General features: G+C 57.4%; 13 protein-coding genes and 3 tRNA genes. 4 read left to right on the forward strand and 12 right to left on the reverse strand.

Annotated elements, in window-relative coordinates:
• Positions 1-11: 11 nt before the first annotated feature.
• Positions 12-1,160: a murein transglycosylase A gene (gene mltA, locus FHW04_RS12140; RefSeq protein ID WP_031374712.1), complete on the reverse strand. Its 1,149-nt coding sequence runs from the start codon at positions 1,158-1,160 to the stop codon at positions 12-14.
• A gap of 203 nt (positions 1,161-1,363) precedes the next feature.
• Here mltA and FHW04_RS12145 point away from each other — a divergent pair.
• From FHW04_RS12145 to FHW04_RS12155, 3 genes are all read left to right on the forward strand, one after another.
• Positions 1,364-1,440 (forward strand) — tRNA-Met (locus tag FHW04_RS12145).
• 58 nt (positions 1,441-1,498) lie between these two features.
• Positions 1,499-1,575, forward strand: a tRNA-Met gene (locus tag FHW04_RS12150).
• Positions 1,576-1,652: 77 nt separating this feature from the next.
• Positions 1,653-1,729: transfer RNA gene (locus FHW04_RS12155), tRNA-Met, on the forward strand.
• A gap of 110 nt (positions 1,730-1,839) precedes the next feature.
• On the opposite strand, the gene amiC is transcribed toward FHW04_RS12155, so the two are convergent.
• Positions 1,840-3,084, reverse strand: coding sequence for an N-acetylmuramoyl-L-alanine amidase AmiC (gene amiC, locus FHW04_RS12160; RefSeq protein ID WP_082097605.1), 1,245 nt, complete (start codon positions 3,082-3,084; stop codon positions 1,840-1,842).
• Positions 3,085-3,316: 232 nt separating this feature from the next.
• On the opposite strand from amiC, the gene argA reads away from it, so the two are divergent.
• Positions 3,317-4,657: an amino-acid N-acetyltransferase gene (argA, locus tag FHW04_RS12165; protein ID WP_031374711.1), complete on the forward strand. Its 1,341-nt coding sequence runs from the start codon at positions 3,317-3,319 to the stop codon at positions 4,655-4,657.
• 50 nt (positions 4,658-4,707) lie between these two features.
• Here argA and recD read toward each other — a convergent pair whose 3' ends face one another.
• From recD to lgt, 10 genes are all read right to left on the reverse strand, one after another.
• On the reverse strand, positions 4,708-6,549 hold the full coding sequence (recD, locus tag FHW04_RS12170; RefSeq protein ID WP_089561197.1) for an exodeoxyribonuclease V subunit alpha: 1,842 nt from the start codon (positions 6,547-6,549) through the stop codon (positions 4,708-4,710).
• Positions 6,546-10,085, reverse strand: a complete 3,540-nt coding sequence (gene recB / locus FHW04_RS12175) for an exodeoxyribonuclease V subunit beta (protein WP_069728880.1) — start codon at positions 10,083-10,085, stop codon at positions 6,546-6,548. The genes recD and recB overlap by 4 nt, the downstream gene beginning before the upstream one ends.
• The gene (ptrA, locus tag FHW04_RS12180) at positions 10,082-12,973 is read right to left on the reverse strand and encodes a pitrilysin (RefSeq protein ID WP_089561198.1); all 2,892 of its coding nucleotides are present in this window, start codon (positions 12,971-12,973) and stop codon (positions 10,082-10,084) included. Before ptrA ends, recB begins: the two co-directional genes overlap by 4 nt.
• A gap of 107 nt (positions 12,974-13,080) precedes the next feature.
• Positions 13,081-16,458 carry an exodeoxyribonuclease V subunit gamma gene (recC, locus tag FHW04_RS12185; protein ID WP_089561199.1) on the reverse strand — a complete coding sequence of 1,126 codons (3,378 nt, stop codon included), beginning with the start codon at positions 16,456-16,458 and terminating at the stop codon, positions 13,081-13,083.
• A gap of 103 nt (positions 16,459-16,561) precedes the next feature.
• Positions 16,562-16,897, reverse strand: a complete 336-nt coding sequence (locus FHW04_RS12190; RefSeq protein ID WP_089561200.1) for a prepilin-type N-terminal cleavage/methylation domain-containing protein — start codon at positions 16,895-16,897, stop codon at positions 16,562-16,564.
• Positions 16,848-17,252: a DUF2509 family protein gene (locus FHW04_RS12195; RefSeq protein WP_031376187.1), complete on the reverse strand. Its 405-nt coding sequence runs from the start codon at positions 17,250-17,252 to the stop codon at positions 16,848-16,850. The genes FHW04_RS12190 and FHW04_RS12195 overlap by 50 nt, the downstream gene beginning before the upstream one ends.
• Entirely contained in the window at positions 17,249-17,776 is a 528-nt protein-coding gene (locus FHW04_RS12200) for a prepilin peptidase-dependent protein (protein WP_176035889.1), read from the reverse strand. Before FHW04_RS12200 ends, FHW04_RS12195 begins: the two co-directional genes overlap by 4 nt.
• Complete coding sequence (locus tag FHW04_RS12205; protein ID WP_069728875.1) at positions 17,773-18,243, reverse strand: prepilin-type N-terminal cleavage/methylation domain-containing protein; 471 nt, start codon at positions 18,241-18,243, stop codon at positions 17,773-17,775. Before FHW04_RS12205 ends, FHW04_RS12200 begins: the two co-directional genes overlap by 4 nt.
• A gap of 191 nt (positions 18,244-18,434) precedes the next feature.
• A complete protein-coding gene (gene thyA, locus FHW04_RS12210; protein WP_089561201.1) occupies positions 18,435-19,229 on the reverse strand; it encodes a thymidylate synthase in 795 nt (264 codons plus the stop codon).
• Positions 19,226-20,107 (reverse strand): prolipoprotein diacylglyceryl transferase, encoded by an 882-nt coding sequence (lgt, locus tag FHW04_RS12215; protein WP_031376191.1) that lies wholly within the window; start codon positions 20,105-20,107, stop codon positions 19,226-19,228. Before lgt ends, thyA begins: the two co-directional genes overlap by 4 nt.
• Between the last annotated feature and the right edge of the window lie 143 nt (positions 20,108-20,250).

Genomic DNA, 20,250 nt, shown 5'->3' on the forward strand with positions numbered 1-20,250 from the left:
CAGAGAAGAAATTAGTTGGAACCGAGTAGCAGTGAACCATTATTACCGTTTTGCGGGCTGGAGAACAGCGGTTGTCCGGCACCCGGTGCGGCTTTCAGCACCCAGACGCGGCCATAGTGGTTATAGAAACCGGCCAGATGGGCGGCATCCGGCCCAATCCCCTGATAGATGTCGAAGTGCTGGCCTTTAATCGCCCCACCCACATCCAGCGCGACCATCAGGCGCATCTCATATTTGCCGTTGAATTTGCCTTTCTCATTTAACTGCGGCACTTCCGCCAGCAGGGCCGTACCGGCCGGAATGATTGAGCGGTCAGACGCAACCGACGCTTTTGCCACCAGCGGCACCGCGCTGGCACCCCGTACTGGCGCAAACGGCTCTGGCTTAAAGAAGACGAATGACGGATTGGTTTCCAGCAGTGCACGAACTTCCTGCGGCGAGTGTTCCTGCGCCCACTGGCGAATCGCCTGCATCGACATATCTTCACGCTTCACTTCGCCACGATCGATCAGCTCTTTGCCGATACTGTGGTAGCCCCAGCCATTTTTGCCAGCGTAACCAAAGAAGCTCATCGGGCGACCATCGCCAAAGTCGACGTAACCACTGCCCTGCACATCCATCATGAAATTATCAATCAGCGAGTTGCTGTAGGCGATGACGTAACGATCGTCGAGGCCGCCACTATAGATAGAAGCGCGGCTCGGGAGTTTTTCTCCGCGCTTACGCGGCGGCATGCGGTAAATCGGGTACTGGAATTCGCCCTGGCGGGTATAGCGCGCTTCAACCACCGGCGTGTAGTAGCCGGTGAACTGCACGTTACCGTAGTTATCGGTTCCTTCCATCTGCCAGGCATTCAGGCCAAACTGCTGCAGCTGACGGGTATCCGCACCGGCCATCAGCCAGCTTTCGATGGCGCTGTAGGTGCCATTCTGACGACTGTACAGCCCTGACGAGGCGGTCTGGATCTGGCGCACCTGCTCGCCAAAGTCCCGGCCATTCACCGGGCTGCCTTTGGCATTCGGCTGATTAACCAGCGCCAGCGGCTGTTCCAGTTTGCCATCTTTATATTGCTGACCGCGATCGGTCGGTTTAGAACTACAGCTCGCCAGCAGCGCGATCAATGCGCCGGTCAGTGCAATCCTGGCCCAGTGTGCTTTCATTGTTGTCTCTTTTTATAAATGTTCGTCCCGCGACGATAGCAAAGCGCCCGACAGAATGAAATCCATCCGCTTTCTCCTCTTTGCCATCAGTTCAATAATTCGCCAGATGGTTGATTCCTTCAGCAACTGACTGTAAATTTGACCTTTATGTGCAAAAAGGGGTTGCATCAAATAACGCGCGGAGTATAGTGCGCATCCACGGACGCGGGGTGGAGCAGCCTGGTAGCTCGTCGGGCTCATAACCCGAAGGTCGTCGGTTCAAATCCGGCCCCCGCAACCAATACTTCTGCAGCAGTTTACAGAAGTGACAATGTGAAAGTCGCTAAGCGCAATACGGACGCGGGGTGGAGCAGCCTGGTAGCTCGTCGGGCTCATAACCCGAAGGTCGTCGGTTCAAATCCGGCCCCCGCAACCAATACTTCTGTAGCAGTTTACCGAAGTAGAAATATGAAAGACGCTAAGCGCAAAAATAAGTGCAAAGAGTAATACGGACGCGGGGTGGAGCAGCCTGGTAGCTCGTCGGGCTCATAACCCGAAGGTCGTCGGTTCAAATCCGGCCCCCGCAACCACTCATTTAAACACCTGAAAGGGTGTTTTTTTGTTTCTGCCGTTCCTGATTTCATCTTCATCGCTGCCTGACATTAAGCAGCAGCGGATAGCACAGGCTACCCGCAAACCTTTATCGGTGCGCCAGCGCCGCCCCACTCTGCACGTATGCCTTGATTCCCTGCAAAATCGCCTCTGCCACCTGATGCTGATAACGGGTGGTGCGCAACTTACGCTCTTCTTCCACGTTACTGATAAAAGCCGTTTCCACCAGGATAGATGGAATATCCGGCGCTTTCAGAACCGCAAACCCGGCCTGATCCACCGTACGCTTGTGCAGATGGTTGATCCGCCCCATACGGTGCAGCACCTCTTTGCCGAACTTCAGGCTGTCATGGATGGTCTGCCGCTGCACCATATCGAACATGGTATGGTCGAGATAACGATCGCCGCTCTTACTGACGCCGCCAATCAGGTCAGATTCATTCTGGGTCTGAGCCAGGAAACGGGCCGCGGCTGAGGTCGCGCCGCTGGTAGAGAGTGCAAATACCGAGGAACCACGCGCCGCCCGGCTGGTGAACGCATCGGCATGAATTGAGACGAACAGATCGGCGCGCTGCTTGCGGGCTTTGGCCACTCTGACGCGCAACGGAATAAACACATCTTCATTGCGCGTCATGTAGGCCTTCATGTTGGCCTCTTTATCGATTAACGCTTTCAGCCGCCGGCCGATCTTCAGCACAATATCTTTCTCACGGGTTTTATATTTGCCGTGCGCGCCCGGATCTTCGCCGCCATGGCCGGGATCGATCATGATAATGATCGGACGATCGCGCCCGGCTTTACCCGGTAGCGGTGCCTGCACCGTTTCATCTTTCTCAAGATCGCCCTGGTTATAATCCCTCAGCAACGCCAGCAGCGGATCGTCTTCAACCTGATCCTTGCTCGGATAGAGATCCACCACCAGCCGGTGATTGATCCCCGCCACCGGCGACAGGTTAAAGATCTTCGGCGCTACGCTGCGCTTTAGCTCCAGCACCACCCGCACCGTATTGCTGTCAAACTGGCCGACACGCGCATTTTTGATGAAGGGGTCATCCACCCTCACCTGCTTATCGACGCCTTTCAGTACCGTATTGAGATGCAGACCTTCAATATCGATCACCAGCCGTTCCGGATGACTCAGGGCAAACTGCTTGTACTTCAATGCCACATTCGATTCCAGCGTCATACGGGAATAGGTTGATGACGGCCAGATGCGTACCGCGACGATATGGTTTTTAGCGGCCATACCGACCCGGCTGACGCTTAACAACAGTAACGCGCCGGTTCCTTGTAAAAATCGTCTGCGTGAAAAGTGGGAATTAAAATCCGACATGCCGCTCCAGCTGCTGTGTAATGTCTAAAAAAGCGCCAGTTAATCAAATGGCGGCGAAAACTTTATCCAATCCAGAAGGTGATGTCACCCCGGAAACCCTAAATAATGCAGGCTGTTAGCGGCTTTGACACCCGAAAAAACGTAAATTTTCGTCAGGATTAGCGCTTGCAAAATTGCAGCGAAAAGAATAAAAATACAAAAAATCCGAATAAACATTCACTGAGGGCTGGCTGTGAAGGAACGTAGTACTGAACTGGTTCAGGGTTTTCGCCATACCGTTCCCTATATCAATGCCCACCGGGGTAAGACGTTTGTCATCATGCTGGGCGGCGAAGCGATCGAGCATGAGAACTTCTCGGGCATCGTTAACGATATAGGCCTGCTGCACAGCCTCGGTATCCGCCTGGTCGTGGTCTATGGCGCCCGTCCGCAAATTGATGCCAGCCTCGCTGAACACCAGCTTGAGCCGGTCTACCACAAGTTTACCCGGGTCACCGACGCGCAATCGCTGGAGCTGGTGAAGCAGGCGGCCGGTCGTCTGCAGTTAGATATCACCGCCCGTCTTTCGATGAGTCTCAACAACACCCCGTTGCAGGGCGCGCATATCAATGTGGTCAGCGGCAACTTCATTATTGCCCAGCCGCTGGGTGTCGATGATGGCGTCGATTATTGTCACAGCGGGCGTATTCGTCGTATCGATGAAGAGGCGATTCATCGTCAGCTGGATAACGATGCGATTGTGCTGCTTGGTCCGGTGGCGGTGTCAGTGACCGGTGAGAGTTTCAACCTCACTTCGGAAGAGGTCGCGACCCAACTGGCGATTAAACTCAAAGCGGAAAAGATGATCGGCTTCTGCTCTGAACAGGGTGCACTGGACAGCGAAGGGAATATCATCTCCGAACTGTTCCCGAATGATGCCCAGGCGCGCATTGACGAGATTGAAAGCAGCGGTGATTACCTTTCCGGCACCGTCCGCTTCCTGCGCGGCGCGGTTAAAGCCTGCCGCAGCGGCGTGCGTCGCAGCCATCTGATCAGCTATCAGGAAGATGGCGCGCTGTTACAGGAACTGTTCTCACGCGACGGTATCGGCACCCAGATTGTGATGGAGTCAGCTGAGCAAATCCGTCGCGCCAATATCAATGATATCGGCGGCATCCTCGAACTGATCCGGCCGCTGGAGCAACAGGGCATTCTGGTGCGTCGCTCACGCGAACAGCTGGAAATGGAGATTGATAAATTCACCATCATTCAGCGCGACAATCTGACTATCGCCTGTGCCGCGCTCTATCCCTTTATGGATGAGAAGATCGGTGAGATGGCCTGCGTGGCGGTCCATCCCGACTATCGCAGTTCATCGCGTGGTGAAATGTTGCTGCAGCGCGTGGCGTTGCAGGCGCGTCAGATGGGGCTGCAAAAGCTGTTTGTGTTAACCACCCGCAGTATTCACTGGTTCCAGGAACGCGGCTTTACGCCGGTTGATATTGAGTCGCTGCCGGAGAGTAAAAAAGAGATGTACAACTATCAGCGCCGCTCAAAAGTCCTGATGGCCGATCTGAGCCGAAACACGCTGTAATCGCCAGCAGGGCCGGACGGTTAATACCGCCGGCCCTGTTTGCCTGCCGGTTATCCTGCCTCGCCCAGCCGCTCAACCAGACCGCTACGCCGCTGCGTTTGCAGCTGTACGGCTCGCTGGAACACTCCAGGATCGCTGTAGAGCGTCAGCTGTTTGCGGGCGCGAGTAATCGCGGTATAGACCAGCTCACGGGTCAATACCGGCAAAAACTGGGTTGGCATCACCAGCGCAGTATGTTCAAACTCCGACCCCTGCGATTTGTGTACCGTCATCACCCAGGCAGTTTCATGCGAGGGCAAGCGGCTCGGCTGAATCGCTTTGATGCTGCCATCCGGCAACGGGAAAAAGACTTTCAGGTTGCCTTCTTCGTCGCGCAGCGTAATGCCGATATCGCCGTTGAACAGCCCCAGCGCACTGTCGTTACGGGTGATCATCACCGGTCGTCCGGCATACCAGCGCCCGCCGATCGCGGGGCGACGGATTCGCTGCAGCTGCATCAGCCGTTGTTCAACCCGCTGGTTAAGACCCTGAACGCCAAAGGGCCCGTCTCGTAACGCACACAGCAGCTGATAGCGGCCAAAGGCGGCCAGCACCTCGGCCGGTGATGCCTGTTGCCGGATCAGCTGCAAATAAGGCTGATAGCCCTGCGCCACATCATCCAGCATCGCCTGATAGGCTTCGCCACTGGTTAACGGCTGATAGCTGAGATCCTGATAGCCCGCGGCGAACACCGCTTTCACCTGCTGTGCATCGCCGAGGTTAATTGCCTGAGCCAGCTGGCCAATGCCCGATTTTGCGTCAAAACGGTAACTTTTTTGCAGCAGGCAGATACTGTCGCGAACGGCAGGCGCCAGCCGATCGTCACTGCCCTGCAGCGCACACCCGGTCAGCAATGCGAGCTGTTCCGCACGTGCCAGACTGTAGCCGCTTTCGGTACAGCGACAGATATCGCCCAGCACGGCCCCCGCCTCGACCGAAGCCAGCTGGTCACGATCGCCAAGGAAGACTACCCGCGCATGGGCCGGCAGTGCGGCAATCAGCTTCGCCATCATCGACAGATCGACCATTGAGGCTTCATCGACCACCAGCACATCGAGATGCAGCCGGTTACCGGCGTGATAGCGCAGACGCTGGGTATCCGGCTGCGCGCCCAGCAGGCGATGCAGCGTGGTCGCCTCCGTCGGAAAGCGCTGACGTTCTTCCTCGCTGACGGCTAAATTTTGCAACGCGTTGCCAAGCGATTCGGTGAGCCGCGCCGCGGCTTTGCCGGTTGGAGCGGCTAACTGAATCCGTAAGTTGCCGGGATTAAGCCGTATCAGTGCGGCGAGTAGTTTGGCCACCGTAGTGGTTTTTCCGGTGCCGGGCCCGCCGGAAATAACGGCGGTCTTGCGGGTCAGCGCTACAGCAGCGGCGATTTTCTGCCAGTCATCCGGACGATTGCCAAACAGGGTATTCAGCACCTCACTGGCCGCCTCGGCGTCAAACGCCGATTTCACTTCCTGCAGGGCAAAGAAGCTCGCCACTCTGCCCTCGCTGTGCCACAGACGATGCAGATAGAGACGGCGGTTACTGAGTACCAGGGGGGTAATCAGGCTGCCGTCACTGACCGCAGACCAGCCGGCCAGCAGCGATGGCCAGTCATCCGGCGCGCCGGCAGCCTGCCACAGAGCCTGCGCCAGCGCGGGCTGACGGCCCGCAAACAGGCCCGCTTCGCTCAGGTTATCCAGCGGCAGACAGACATGACCTTCTCCCGCTTCCGCACTAACGCAGGCCGCCGCGAGCAGCAACACCGGTTGTGATTCATCCGCCAGCAGGCGGGCAAACTGAATATCTAACGGCCGCAGGAGACGCTTTTCTACCGCCTGAAGCAGTAAGCTCAGCATTTCACTCATGACATCTCCCTGGTATGACCAAACAACGCATCTATCTCTTCAATAAAGGCTTCGCTGGGACGGGTGGCGAAAATACCGTTATCCGGCGAACTGCCATCCATCCCGCGTAAAAACAGATAAAACACCCCGCCGAAGTGGCGCTGATAATCATAATCCTGCAGACGGTGCTGAAGATAGCGATGCAGCGCCAGGGTATACAGCTGATACTGTAAATCGTAGCGGTGGTCGATCATTGCCTGCGCCATCGCCTGTGGGGTATACGCGGCGTGGCTCTCTCCCAGCCAGTTCGACTTATAGTCGAGCAGATAATATTTTCCCTGCCAGCGGAACACCAGATCGATAAAGCCTTTTAGCATGCCCTGCACCTGACGAAAATCGAGTGCCGCCGCCTGTTGTGATAGCGGGTCGTGACGGCGCAGCAGATCGTCAAGCTCGGCAGCGGTCAGCAGATTATTGATAGGCAGATAGAACTCCATCTCGATCAGCCGGTCACTGCTGTTTATCGCCGACAGCGTCAGGCCGTCATCATTGAGCGGCGTATGCAGTACCCGCTCAATCCACTGCTGGATCACCGGTAACCAGCTCAGCGGATAGCCATGATGCTGCAACTGATCTTCCAGCCAGAACGCATCCGGCGGTTCGGCAAAGTCGATCGATTCAAACAGACCGTGCAAAAAGGTTCCCGGTGCGGCACCGCGTGGAAAGTGGTGAGGCGTGAGAGCCGCTTCTTCGCCGCTCTCCTCTTCGCCTGCCGCATCAATATCGAAATTCGGCAGCGCATCCAGCAGTGCGGAGCTGTGGTGCTGTTGCAGGCCCGAGTAACTGGTGACCCGCCAGGCATCGGCCAGCGCGCGCGTCACCTCACGACTGCTTAAGGCTTCATCGCCGGTCGGCCGATCCTGCCAGACTTCACCCGGCCGCAGATCGTCAGCGATCACCTCGATCCCGTTGCCGCTTAACGCCGCTAACCGCTGGCTGAGCTGTTGCGCATCGGCCGCTTCGCCCCGCTGCACCAGATAACCGAGCGCGCTCTTGTGCAGATCGCTGTCGCCCTCTTTTTTACGCGTTCCTTTGATCAACGGCGCAATACCGACGCTGCAGTGATAAACCGAACGGGTCAGCGCCACATAAAGCAGTCGCAAGTCCTCTGCCAGTCGCTCCTCTTCAGCCAGTTCCATGCTCTGTGCATCACCCTGCACATCCAGCAAGGCGGCAAAACTTTCACGATCGTGATAAAGCGCACTGGCCGCCTCACGGTAGCCGGCGGCAAACGGCAGCCAGACCAGCGGATATTGCAGCCCTTTCGATTTATGGATGGTGACGATTTGCACCAGATGGCGATCGCTTTCCAGCCGCAGCTGCTGGCTGGCCGCCTGGCTATTGGGCCGCGCAATCTGCTGGGCCAGAAAGCGCACCAGCGCATGCGGACTGTCGAGCTGCACTGAGGCTTCCTGTAACAGTTCGCCCAGATGCATCAGATCGGTCAGGCGGCGCTCACCGTTTTCGGAGGCCAGCATATTTTCAGCCAGCTGACGCTTGATCATCACGTCGCGCAGCATCGGCAACACACCACGCTGGTGCCAGAGCTGCTGCCAGACGGCAAACTGCTCGACCAGCGCATCCCATTCGCGCTCATTTTGGGTCAGTGCATCGAGCGTGGCGGCGTCAATGGCGAAGATAGAGGTCGCCAGCGCACTGCGCACCAGTCGCTCCTGCTCCGGTGCCTGGATCGCCTGCAGCAGCCACAGCAGTTCCCGCGCTTCAGGCGTGGTATAGACGCTGTCGCGACTGGAGAGATAGACCGAGGGAATCGACAGTGCATTGAGCGCATCGCGGATCAAACCCGCTTCGTTACGACTACGCACCAGCACGGTGATATCGGATGCGCGCACCGGACGCAGCGAGTCACCCTTTCCTAAGCAGGCGCGTCCCTGCTGTCCGGCCACCAGCCAGCGGCTGATATCCGCCGCACACTGACGCGCCATAAACTGCTGATAATCGCTGCTGCCGACGCCTGCACCGGGTTGTAACCAGAAACGCAGCGCCGGTTGCGGCCGATCGTCATAGATCAGTTTCAGCGCCTGATTCGGTGCCGCCGGTTTGACCTGCAGGAAAGGAATAGCGGAGAACAGAAATGGGGATTCCAGCTGAGAAAACAGCCGGTTAACGCTATCGACCATTTCCGGCGACGAGCGCCAGTTAGTATCGAGCGTGTAGTGAGCGCTAACTTCACTTCGCGCGCGCAGATAAGTAAAAATATCCGCGCCGCGGAAGGCATAAATCGCCTGCTTAGGGTCACCGATTAGCAATAGCGCCTGTTCTGGCTGGTTGATATAGAGCGTGCGGAAAATGCGGTACTGCTGCGGATCGGTATCCTGAAACTCATCGATCAGGGCGACCGGGAACCGTGCCCGAATGGTGTCAGCCAGCAGGGTGCCGCCCGGTTGCTGCAACGCCTCATCCAGCTTGCTCAGCAGATCATCAAAGCCTAACAGCGCCCGCAGCCGTTTCTCACGCTGGACGGTGGCGCGCACGTCAGTCAGCGCCTGTGCAATGATCACATCCCGCAGCGACAGCGGTTCCGCCAGAAACTGATCGATTGCGTCAAACACCGGATGGCGCGGGGCTTCACCTTTTTTGGTTTTCTCCTCCAGCACCTGCTGACCAAAACGCTCCAGCTCTTTCGGCAGTTGGTAATCCAGCGTTTCGCTGTTGGCCCACTGCGTGACTTTCGCCACCCAGACCGGCAGGTTTTTACTGCTGTAGCTGCGCTTATCAACGCCGGACGCGCTGATGATGCCTTCCACGTCGGCACTGAGCGACTGCCACTGCTGCTTGATTGACGTAATGCGCGCCAGATTGCGGGCGTGACGTGACGCCAGAGTCTCATCGGCAGCAGGTGGCCGCTTCAGGCTGGGCGATTCACCCTGTAGCCAGGGGCGCAGCGTGGTCAGCAGGCTGTCCGGCCCGCTCCATTCCGCCGCAATTACCCGCGCCACATCAAGCGACAGCGGATAGCACTGCCGCCGCCAGAAATCGGCGGTCGACTGCTTCAGCAGCGCCTGCTCATCTTCAATCAGCTCCTGCTCAAACAGCATGCCCGATTCAAACGCGTTGAGGTTGAGCATCCGCTGGCAGAAACCGTGGATAGTAAAGATCGCCGCTTCATCCATCTGCCGCTCGGCCGCCAGCAGTTGCGCTGCGGCGTGCGCTAAATCCGGTATCTGGTCAAGCAGCAGCTGATGCATCGGATCGCCGCTGCTACCGCGAATACAGGCCAGCCGCAGCTGATGAATATTCTCGCGGATACGTCCGCGCAGTTCAGCGGTCGCGGCCTCGGTGAAGGTCACCACTAAAATTTCTTCAACCGACAGCGGCCGGCTGTAAGCATTTTCGCCGCCCAATCCCAACAGCAGACGAAGATAGAGCAAACCAATGGTAAAGGTTTTTCCGGTCCCCGCTGAGGCCTCAATCAGCCGCTCACCTCTGAGCGGCAGCGTTAAGGGATTCAGGGATTCGGCAGGTAACTGCGTCATTGGGTCTCACTCTTTACCGGCAGCGACTGCTGCAACTGCGCCACTTCATTCCAGGTTTTCCAGCCTGGCAGCTGGGCAAAGGCCACTTTTTCGTTGCTGTTTCCCGCGATCTGCGAGGTCATCACCATACCGGTGTGTTGTATCACCGCATGCTGGAAGAAATCAGCCAGGCTGGCTGGAGTCAGCTGTTTAATCTGCGCAATCACTTTCTGGCGCGTGTCAAAGTCGTCATTCTGGCGGTCAAAGTCGCGGCTATAGCGATCCGCCTCCTCATCCAGTGTCTGAGGACGCTGCTGCAGATCATTGATCATCGCCTGCTGATACTGGGCAAAATCGGCCTGACTCATCGTGCGTAAGCGTTTCTCCGCCTGCGGATAGAAGGCCTGATAGCGCTGCAGCAGCCAGGCCGGTTGTTTGCTGTTGCTCTGCAGCAGGAAACCGATCCCCCACTGACGGCCTACCGGCATCTGGAAGGCAAACACCGCATAGCCAAGTTGCTCTTCAGTGCGTAGCTGGTTGTAGAACCACGGCTGCACAATCTGACTCAGCATCGAGCTGTTCGCCATACTCTGGTATTCGCCATAGCCGAGCGGTATATAGAGCGCCGCTAAGGCAGAATCGGTGCTGCTGCCCTTCTGTTGCAGGTTGGCTTTAAGCGGTTTTTCGAACGTCACATACTTACTGCGCCAGGTGTCAGTGCCGGTGCTCTGCATCTGCTGCTTCAGTTCACGCCCCAGCTGGATCACGCTGTCGGCACTCAGGTTACCCACCACCATCATTTCCGGCGTTGCCGCGCGGAACAGTTCATCGCGATAGGCGGTGACATCCTTAAGTGTGATAGCACTGACCAACTTGCGACGCGTTTCCCGCTGGGTGTAGGGCAACTGCGACAGCAACTGCATCGGCTGAATCGCCTGTTCAAAAGCTTTACCTTTGTCCGCTGCCTCCAGCCGTTCCAGATACCAGGATTTGGCCTGCTCCAGCTGCTGTTGCGTCGGCTGGAAGTGAGCATAGCCTTCAACCAGCTTCTTCAGCAGGGTTGGCAGGCGCTGAGTAAAGCCGCTGGCGCTAAACACCAGCCCCTCATTTTCGCCGGTTGAAAAACTGATGCCACCGACCGATGCCTGCGAGTTCAGCTCATCCAGCGCCAGGCTGGAGAGGTAGTCATTGAGGCCAAACAGTACCTGCTGGCGCGCATCACTGATGGCGTTCTTGTTACGCAGCGCCAGGGTAATCGCAGCTTTTGGCTCGCTGGCGTAAAACTGACTGGGCATCCAGTAGATACGCATACCGGCATCATTTTCCAGCCTGACCGGATGTGAATAGTGTTTATCGTCCGCCGGCAGCAGGGTGAAGTCATCCGGAATATAAGGATTCAGCGTGGGCATCGAAAGCGCAATCTGGCTGCTGCGTTGTTGCCAGTCGGCAAAGGTCGCCGGCGTAATTTTTTCAACCTGATACGGCGCATCAACAAAGTACGCCTGTTTATTGTGCGGTTCCTGCGGGCTGATATACCAGATACGCGCCTGCTGTGGCGTCATCTGATCCAGCCGTGCCTTGATGGCCGCGACATCATACTGATCCGCCAGATAAGGCGCATCCAGCGCGTGCTCAACCGGCACCCTCAGCATGGTATCTGCCAGCCATTCGATGTAATCCATATCCCGGGTAATTGAGGGATAGCGGAAGTCGAGCGCCAGCACGTGAGAGACCTCATCGAAATAGCGCTTATCATCTGCCTGCTCACGCAGCAGGTTGATGTAGCTAAAAATGGCTGCGACCACTTCATCGCGCTGCGCCAGACCTTTGTCGGTCAGCGAGGCGGTAATCGCAAACACGCCGCCGTTGCGATCGGTCATCGGGTCAGCCCCGGCATTCACCCCGTCGGCTAAGCCCTGTTTTTGCAGCCAGTCGGTCAGGGTATTTTTACTGCGGTTGCTGATCAGGTAGCTAATCAGGGTGTCGGTTTTGCTGCGAAAACGGTCGCTGTTATTAGCAATGCGAAACTCAATCTTAAGCTGTTTGCGTGGCTGAGCCGGAACGTAATGGATCAGAATGCCCTGCTGCTCAGCCGTCACCACCGGTACGCTGATTGCCGGTACGCTGGCGTTATGGTTAGCCACCCGACCAAAGGTTTTGGCCGCAATTGACGCCATCTCCGGCAAGGTTTTGTTGCTGTAGATCACCGCTTTCATCAGATTGGCGGAGTAATGGGTATGGTAGAAATCCAGCAGCGCCTGGTGCAGTTTGCTGTCGGGTTTGTCTTTGAGCGTATCGAGATTACCGCCGGAAAAACGCGACGCCGGGTGGGCCGGGTTGAGCGTTTCTGCCCCGACCTGCGCCATGCGTAACCCGTCGCGCGAGCGCGCCATCGTCAGTTCAGCGTTGACCGCATGGCGTTCCCGATCGGCGTTGACCGGATCAAGTAGCGGCGCGGCAACCGCATCTGCCAGACGATCCACCGCCGGCTCCAGCGAAGCATTTTCCACTTCCAGATAAAAGGCGGTGCGGTAAGAGGCGGTACTGGCATTGTGGCTGCCACCGTGCTTTTTCAGGAACTCAGCCAGATTGTCCGGCTGAGGGTAATGGGTTGATCCCATCAGCACCATATGCTCCAGATAGTGCGCCAGGCCGAGCTGCTGGTCAGGATCGTCCAGTGAGCCAATCGGTAAGGTCAGTGCCGCCAGCGATTTGGGGGCAACCGGATCGGAAACCAGTAATACCGTCATGCCATTGTCGAGCCGGATAGCCTGATACTGACGGGGATCGTGTTCACTCTTGCGAATGATGTCGTTAATTGGTTGCCAGCCCGATTCGGTCTGCGCTATGGCAGTACAAGCCACCAGGCCTATCAGAAGCGCCGCAAACCAGCGTGCGTATGTCCGCATGTAAACCCCTTACGTTACCCAATAAACCGCCAGTGCCTGACACCGCGGCTCAAAGCAGAGCAAACTTTCTATGTAATTGGCCAGTGAGCAAATTGCTGTCTGGCCTGCTATTCATCATCCTGATGTGCAGCCAGCACCGGTAAATACCAGCGTTGTGCCGCCTCAGTTATCTGTTGTAGCTGTGTTTCATCCAGCACGCGGCACAGGCGTTGCAGGTAAGGATCGCTGCCTTCTCCCTCAACCTGATAACTGCCTGACCACGCAGTCAGCAGGCGATTGCGCGCTTTAAGCTGGGTCGCTTCATCGGTCAGTAGCTGCTGACTTTTTTTGTCATAGCTGGCCGTTAACCAGGCACCGCCGCTTTTGTTGAGCAGCATCAGCGGCTGACGCATGCCGGCGAAATAGCCCGCCACATAGTCATTCAGTGCCGCGACGGCCGCCGGCGGGTTTACCGCCAGAAAGCGCCAGCGACTCTGCTGTCGGCCAAACATCCGGCTGCTGCCGGTGCCGCCCAGTGCGCAATAGACCAGATGTTCCAGCCAGAGCAGCAGCCCGTCGTTCATGTTCAGCACCCCAGGCCGCCAGCGCAACAGGCCGTCATCCTGCACCTGGGTGAGCCAGCCGGTCAGGCTGACCTGTTCCAGTTGCAGATTGACTTCCCAGCTCTCGCCTTCACTGCGCTGCGTCACCACTTCTGCCGCCACTTCCTGCATCTCATCACGCTGCGCCTGCCAGAACAGTTCGCCAAATGCGCCGTAAGGCAGATTACCCGCCGCACGGTGATGCGCATAGAGCCGCTGGGTATCCTCCCCTTCCACCAGCGCATTCAGCAACTGCGCGTTAATCTGATAACGCTCCAGATTGTCGAGAGCGAACGGTTCGCTGTCGGGCAGTTCGTTCTCTTCCAGCCAGAAATTTACCCCGAGCCGCTGATGAAACCACGCCCGCACCGGATGGCGCCAGAAGCGCAGAAACGCCTCCAGCGTCAACGCCTCAATCGACGGCGCTTCCAGCGGCTGAACAAAATCGGGTTGCGGTTGGCCTGCGCCCTGTGCGGCAGGTAACCATTCGCGGGCAAAGCTCTGCAGCCTGGCGGCAGGCTGGAAATTCTCGGCAGCAAACGGCATCCGGCTGTGCAGATGTTGCAGATGGTCCCGTACCCGCGCAGCGCTCTCATCCAGATCGCGCTCTTCATCGCCGTCCAGATAAAAACTCTGCCCGATATAATCCAGCAGTTCTGTGACCAGCACCGACGGGTAGCGTTCCGTATTATCCTGAATTGCCCGGCCGATATAGCTGATGTAGAGCTGCTGTTGTGCAGAAATCAGCGCCTCAAGAAACAGATAACGGTCATCATCACGGCGGCTGCGATCGCCTTTACGTGATTGCTGCTGCATCAGATCGAAACCTAACGGCGCTAAAGTGCGCGGATAGACGCCATCATTCATGCCTAGTAAACAGACCACTTTGAACGGGATCGAACGCATCGGCATCAGGGTACAGAAGTTGATCTGCCCGGCCAGGAATCGCTGGCTGATACGCTGCTGATCCAGCCGGCTGCGAAGATCGTCACGCAGCAGCGTGATCGGAATCGCCTCTTCAAACCTGGCGTCCATGCCATATTCAATCAGTGTCTGCCACTGCTCTTCCACCAGCAGCAGCGCCGCTTCGGTTTCGGCATCGGGGCTTAAAAATGCGTTCAGCAATTCCCGACACAACGGCAGCCACGCCTGCAGTGGCCGCGGCTCGGCCAGCAGTTGCCGCCAGTGGTTAAGCCGGGACAACAGCTCCGCCAGATGGCCAGCCAGTTCACCCACCAGGCCGCTTGATTCATCGTACGGCAGAATCCCTTCCCAGTCCCCGTTGTGGCTCTCCATCGCGTAGCCCAGCAGCATGCGTTGCAGACCAAAACGCCAGGTATGCTGGCCGGTTATCGGTAATGATAAAGCTTCTACGCTGGCGTCATCCAGCCCCCAGCGTACGCCCGATTCACTGACCCAGCGCCGCAACAGACGCAGCCCGCTTTCATCAATGGCGAAATGGCTGGCCAGCGCCGGCACATCCAGCAGCGCCAGCACATCCTCGGAGACAAACCGACTGTCCGGCAGCGCCAGCAAATGCAGGAATGCCACAATGGCCGGATGCGCCTGACTGGCGCGGCGGTCTGAAATGGCGAAGGGTAAATAACGGTCTGCGGAGGCATTGGCGAAAACCGCCTGAATAAACGGCGCATAGGCGTCGATATCGGCCACCATGACAATAATGTCACGCGCTTTCAGCGTCGGGTCAGCCTCCATCAGCGCTAACAGATGATCCTGTAATACTTCGACTTCACGCTGAGCACTGTGGCATACCTGCACCGCCACCGAACGATCCTGCGGATCGAGCCGGCGTTTCTGATCGCTGTGCGCCAGTTGCGCGGCGTCGAGCCCGATCACGGCGTTGTCCTGCAGATTAAGCAGATCGGACTGCAGGCAGTGCAGCAGGTTGTCTTCTTCCACCTCAACAAAGGCGTCAATGTCGTCATTGGCCTCCATCTGGCTGAGCAGAAACAGATTATCGCGTCCCAGCTTGCCCCATGAGGCGAGCAGTGGATTGGTCAGCTGTTGTTCACCAGCATCATTGAATAACGCGGGCGCCTGCTCCACATCGCGGAATAATCCGCGCTGCTCATCCGCACCATGACGCCGACGCTGGCGGCTTTGCAGCTTAGCCAGAAAGGCATAATCCTGAATATCGCCCCAGTAATCGCGGCAGGGATTGGTAAACAGCAAATGAATATCTATGTGGCGTCCCAGCGCCTGCAACGCCTGTAAATAGACCGGCGGCAGCGCGGAGATGCCGCAAATGAATACCCGTTTCGGCAGATTTTCCGGCGTGTGTTGCGCCTGCTCCAGCGTCTGGATAAATCGCGCATAGAGATTGGCACGGTGCCATTTTGGCTGACGCAGCGTTTCGGTATAACTGACCAGATCGCGCCACAGCGCCGCCTGCCAGCGCTGTGCCTCACCCAGCCCGTCAATGGTTTCACCGCGCTCCCAGCTGTTGAGCCAGTCGGCGCGATAGACCAGATACTGGTCAAACAGATCCGCCACTCGTGAGCTCAGCTGGAACAGTTTTCGCTTATCGCCATCGTCGTGCAGATAGTGGCGCAGCGAGATAAACTCCTCGTGTTCCAGCATCACCGGCAAACGATGCATCAGCTTCCAGCTCATGCTGGCTTTGCTGAACGCACTCTCGACCGGAATATCGGGCAGCACCCGGACAAACATCTCCCAGATGAAACTGGCCGGCAACGGGAATTCGATGTTGGCCGCGATACCAAAGGTCTGCGCCAGCTCCATTTGCAGCCACTGCGCCATACCCGGACTTTGCACCAGCACCATTTCAGAGGCGAAAGGATCATCCAGAGGATCATGTTTAATCACCGCAGCCGCCAGAATCTTCAGCACATCAAGCTGATTAGAGTGATAAACGTGAAACATGAAAACTCCTGTGGCGACTCATAACATAACTGCGGTATTGCGGCCCGGTAACTCTACCGCGTATCGCGGTTGAAGCCCATCAAAAGGGCGTCATTCGGGCGGTTTAACAGCGTAATCGCGTCAGGCTGGCGCTGCGCTGCTGCGGTCCCAGCACGTCGGCGCGTTCCAGCCGGCAGCCCGCCGGGCCGTTCTGGATTTGCAGGGTGGTGCGCCAGCCAGCACTCTCATGCCCAATCAGCCGTTGTTCCGCCACCCGCCACGCCTCTCGCTGATTCCACTGCTGGCTGAACCCGAACGTGAGCGCGCGATGATACTGCAGCAGCGCGCTGCTGCTTAATGCCATTAACAGCAGAGCAAATAACGCTTCCGGCAGGCTGAATCCCGCCGCCTCACAGACAGTCGTCCGTTCTGGCTCGCGGGCAGTAGTCGATCCAGCCATGCGGTAGCGGCTGAATACGACTCTGATGGAGCGAGACCCACTGCCACACTGCCGTTCCGCTGCCACTGGCTTCACCTTTAAGCAGACCTTCTCCATCTTCACCTCGCTGTAAGCAACTGCGCCATCCCTGACGTTCATCATGCTGACAACCGACCGTTTCGCCCGCAGACCAGCTAAGGGAGAGGCCCCATTGCAGCGCCGACTGCGCCCGCCAGAAATCCTGAATAAACTGCTGCTCATCAGCCAGTAGCAGCATCCCCTGCTCTAACATTTTTCGGCTGGCGTGCAGCGTGAGGCTGCCGATGACTAACAGCATCAACACCATACCCAGCGTACTGCTGCCGTGCTGCCTCACAGATTTTCAGCCTCCACCCAGCTCTCTACCGTTTCCAGCCAGCGCCCGGCACGTCCCTGCAGCCGCAAATGGATCTGCCTCTGCTGGCGGGTCACACTGAACTGCTCCAGCGTCAGGAAAGCCGGATCGGAGAGCCGTTCCCAGCCACCCGCGCGACAGTCATTAACCCCGCGCTGCATCTCCAGTTGCTGCAACCGCAGGCGATAACCATAGTAATCGCTAGCCGCCTGGTTAACGCCGTCCCACTGACCGTTGCTGTTTTCATCCCAGCGCAGCAGCAGGCAGTTTTCACTGAGGGTGAGCGCGCTGTTGCCGCACTCACCGTGACAATAGCCTGCGCGTCGCACCGCCTTTTCCAGCGTGGCGATAATCTGCTGCAGCTCCTGGCGCAGCTGCGCCCGCTGCAGCAACCCGACATTCTCGCCGAGCAGCAGCGGTAAAAAACGTCCGGCACTGACCATCAGGACGGCGCCGATCGCCATCGCCATCAGCATTTCCAGCAGGCTGAACCCGGCGGTTTTCAACGGCACGCTCCGGCGTCGGTAAAACAAAAGCGGATCCGGGCCCGGGTGGAAATAATCAGCCGCAGCTCTCCTGCCTCATTCCTTAGCTCAATGCTGCCTGCCCGGGCGACGTTGCGACGGCCGTAAAAGCCCGGCTCACCGCGTAGCCCGTTTAACATCACCCCAGCATGGGGTGCAATGAAATGCAGACGCTTTCCTGACTGACACGCCCCGAGCGGCAGACTGCCGCCGCCAATACACCAGGGCTTTCCCGGACGTGACCACAGGACCAGGTCGCGATTTTGCCGGTAAGCCTGCGCACGAAGCCGCAACAGAAAACCCTGCAGTTGCTGGGCAGTGTCGCGTAGCTGCTGCCGTTGCTGCCAGCGCTGCCAGCCGTGAAGTGCGCCAAGGCTCAGTATTCCGGCAATCACCATCACCACCAGCAGTTCCGGCAGGGTAAAGCCGCGTAACAAGTGTGTTTTCATCGGGCTAGCGTGCCGGGTGGAGAAAGCGGGGACAAGCGGGTTGTTATGCGGCTGGAAAAAGGGTCACAGAGAGGACGATCATCGGACATCTGGTGGCATGACGCTGCGAGCCATGCCGCATATTTTGACGCAGACAGGTAAAAAAAAGCCCCGGCGTGCAGGGCAGCACCGGGGCTTTTTCACAGCAGGTATCAGATTGCGACAGGCGCTTTGATCGCCGGATGCGGATCGTAACCTTCAATTTCGAAGTCATCAAACTGGTAGTCAAACAGCGAGGCTGGCTTGCGCTTGATCACCAGCTTCGGCAGCGGACGCGGCTCGCGGGTCAGTTGCAGGCGTGCCTGCTCCAGATGATTACTGTAGAGATGGGTATCGCCACCGGTCCAGACAAAGTCACCGACCTGCAGGTCGCACTGCTGCGCCACCATATGTACCAGCAGCGCGTAGCTGGCAATATTAAACGGCAGGCCGAGGAAGATATCGCAGGAGCGCTGGTAAAGCTGACAGGAGAGTTTGCCGTCAGCCACATAGAACTGGAAGAACGCGTGGCACGGTGCCAGCGCCATCTGATCCAGTTCACCGACGTTCCAGGCTGAAACGATAATCCGGCGTGAGTCGGGGTCGCTTTTCAGCTGCGCGATCACCTTGCTGATCTGGTCGATCTGCTCGCCGCTGGCCGTGCCCCAGCTGCGCCACTGTTTGCCATAAACCGGGCCAAGATCGCCCCTTTCATCAGCCCACTCATCCCAGATTGAGACGTTATTTTCCTTCAGGTAACCGATGTTGGTATCACCTTTCAGGAACCACAGCAGTTCATGAATGATTGAACGGATGTGGCATTTTTTAGTGGTGACCAGAGGGAAACCCTCCTGCAGATTGAAACGCATCTGGTGACCAAAAATTGAAAGCGTGCCGGTACCGGTGCGGTCAGCTTTTGGCGTGCCTTCATTCAGCACATGTTGCATCAGGTCCAGATACTGTTTCATTTTTCCTCGCGAAATTGTGGCTGTGGACGACGACGATAGGCCCAAATCATCATGGCAATACCGGCGATAATCATCGGAACGGAGAGAATCTGTCCCATACTGATCCCGCCTTCAAACAGGCCAAGCTGGGCGTCCGGCTGGCGGAAGAACTCGACGATGATACGGAATGCACCGTAACCGATCAGGAACAGGCCAGAGACGCTGCCCATCGGACGCGGCTTACGGATAAACAGGTTAAGGATGATGAACAGCACCACCCCTTCCAGGATCAGTTCATAAAGCTGCGAAGGATGACGCGGCAGGACGCCGTAGGTATTGAGCAGCGCCTGATACTGTGGGTTAGTGGCAGCCAGCGCCACATCTTCGCTGCGTGATCCCGGGAACAGCATGGCAAACGGGAAGCCCGGATCGACACGGCCCCACAGCTCGCCGTTAATGAAGTTGCCGAGACGGCCCGCACCCAGACCAAACGGGATCAGTGGCGCGATGAAATCAGCCACCTGGAAGAAGTTACGTTTGGTACGGCGAGCGAACACCAGCATCACCACAATCACCCCGATCAGGCCACCGTGGAATGACATGCCGCCATCCCAGACTTTGAACAGATAGAGCGGGTTTTCGAGGAACAGCGGTAAATTGTAGAACAGCACGTAACCGATACGCCCGCCCAGAAACACGCCGAGGAAACCGGCATACAGCAGGTTTTCCACTTCCTCTTTTTTCCAGCCGCTGCCAGGCTGATTGGCACGGCGCACCGCCAGCCACATGGCGAAAACGAAGCCTACCAGATACATCAGACCGTACCAGTGCAGCGAAACCGGTCCGATCGAGAAGATCACCGGATCGAACTGCGGAAATGCAATATAGCCGTTATTCATCATTCACCGTCTATTTTTCAACCCTAAAAAGGGGCGTTGTCAGGCACATAAATTAAGGCTGCGCATCATAGCACAGCCGGTTTTGTGAATTGTCCCGCAAATGTAAACGCGGATAACGCCCAGAGTCTGACCCTTCAGGCGTA

The organism is Pantoea sp. AN62 (assembly GCF_050432985.1).
In the GTDB taxonomy this organism is placed as follows: Bacteria; Pseudomonadota; Gammaproteobacteria; order Enterobacterales; family Enterobacteriaceae; genus Pantoea; species Pantoea brenneri.

Excerpts from the sequence above, each read along its gene's own strand:
- mltA (WP_031374712.1), bottom strand. The coding sequence starts at position 1,160 with ATGAAAGCACACTGGGCCAGGATTGCACTGACCGGCGCATTGATCGCG.
- amiC (WP_082097605.1), bottom strand. The coding sequence starts at position 3,084 with ATGTCGGATTTTAATTCCCACTTTTCACGCAGACGATTTTTACAAGGA.
- recD (WP_089561197.1), bottom strand. The coding sequence starts at position 6,549 with ATGAGTGAAATGCTGAGCTTACTGCTTCAGGCGGTAGAAAAGCGTCTC.
- recB (WP_069728880.1), bottom strand. The coding sequence starts at position 10,085 with ATGACGCAGTTACCTGCCGAATCCCTGAATCCCTTAACGCTGCCGCTC.
- ptrA (WP_089561198.1), bottom strand. The coding sequence starts at position 12,973 with ATGCGGACATACGCACGCTGGTTTGCGGCGCTTCTGATAGGCCTGGTG.
- recC (WP_089561199.1), bottom strand. The coding sequence starts at position 16,458 with ATGTTTCACGTTTATCACTCTAATCAGCTTGATGTGCTGAAGATTCTG.
- FHW04_RS12190 (WP_089561200.1), bottom strand. The coding sequence starts at position 16,897 with ATGGCTGGATCGACTACTGCCCGCGAGCCAGAACGGACGACTGTCTGT.
- FHW04_RS12205 (WP_069728875.1), bottom strand. The coding sequence starts at position 18,243 with ATGAAAACACACTTGTTACGCGGCTTTACCCTGCCGGAACTGCTGGTG.
- thyA (WP_089561201.1), bottom strand. The coding sequence starts at position 19,229 with ATGAAACAGTATCTGGACCTGATGCAACATGTGCTGAATGAAGGCACG.
- lgt (WP_031376191.1), bottom strand. The coding sequence starts at position 20,107 with ATGAATAACGGCTATATTGCATTTCCGCAGTTCGATCCGGTGATCTTC.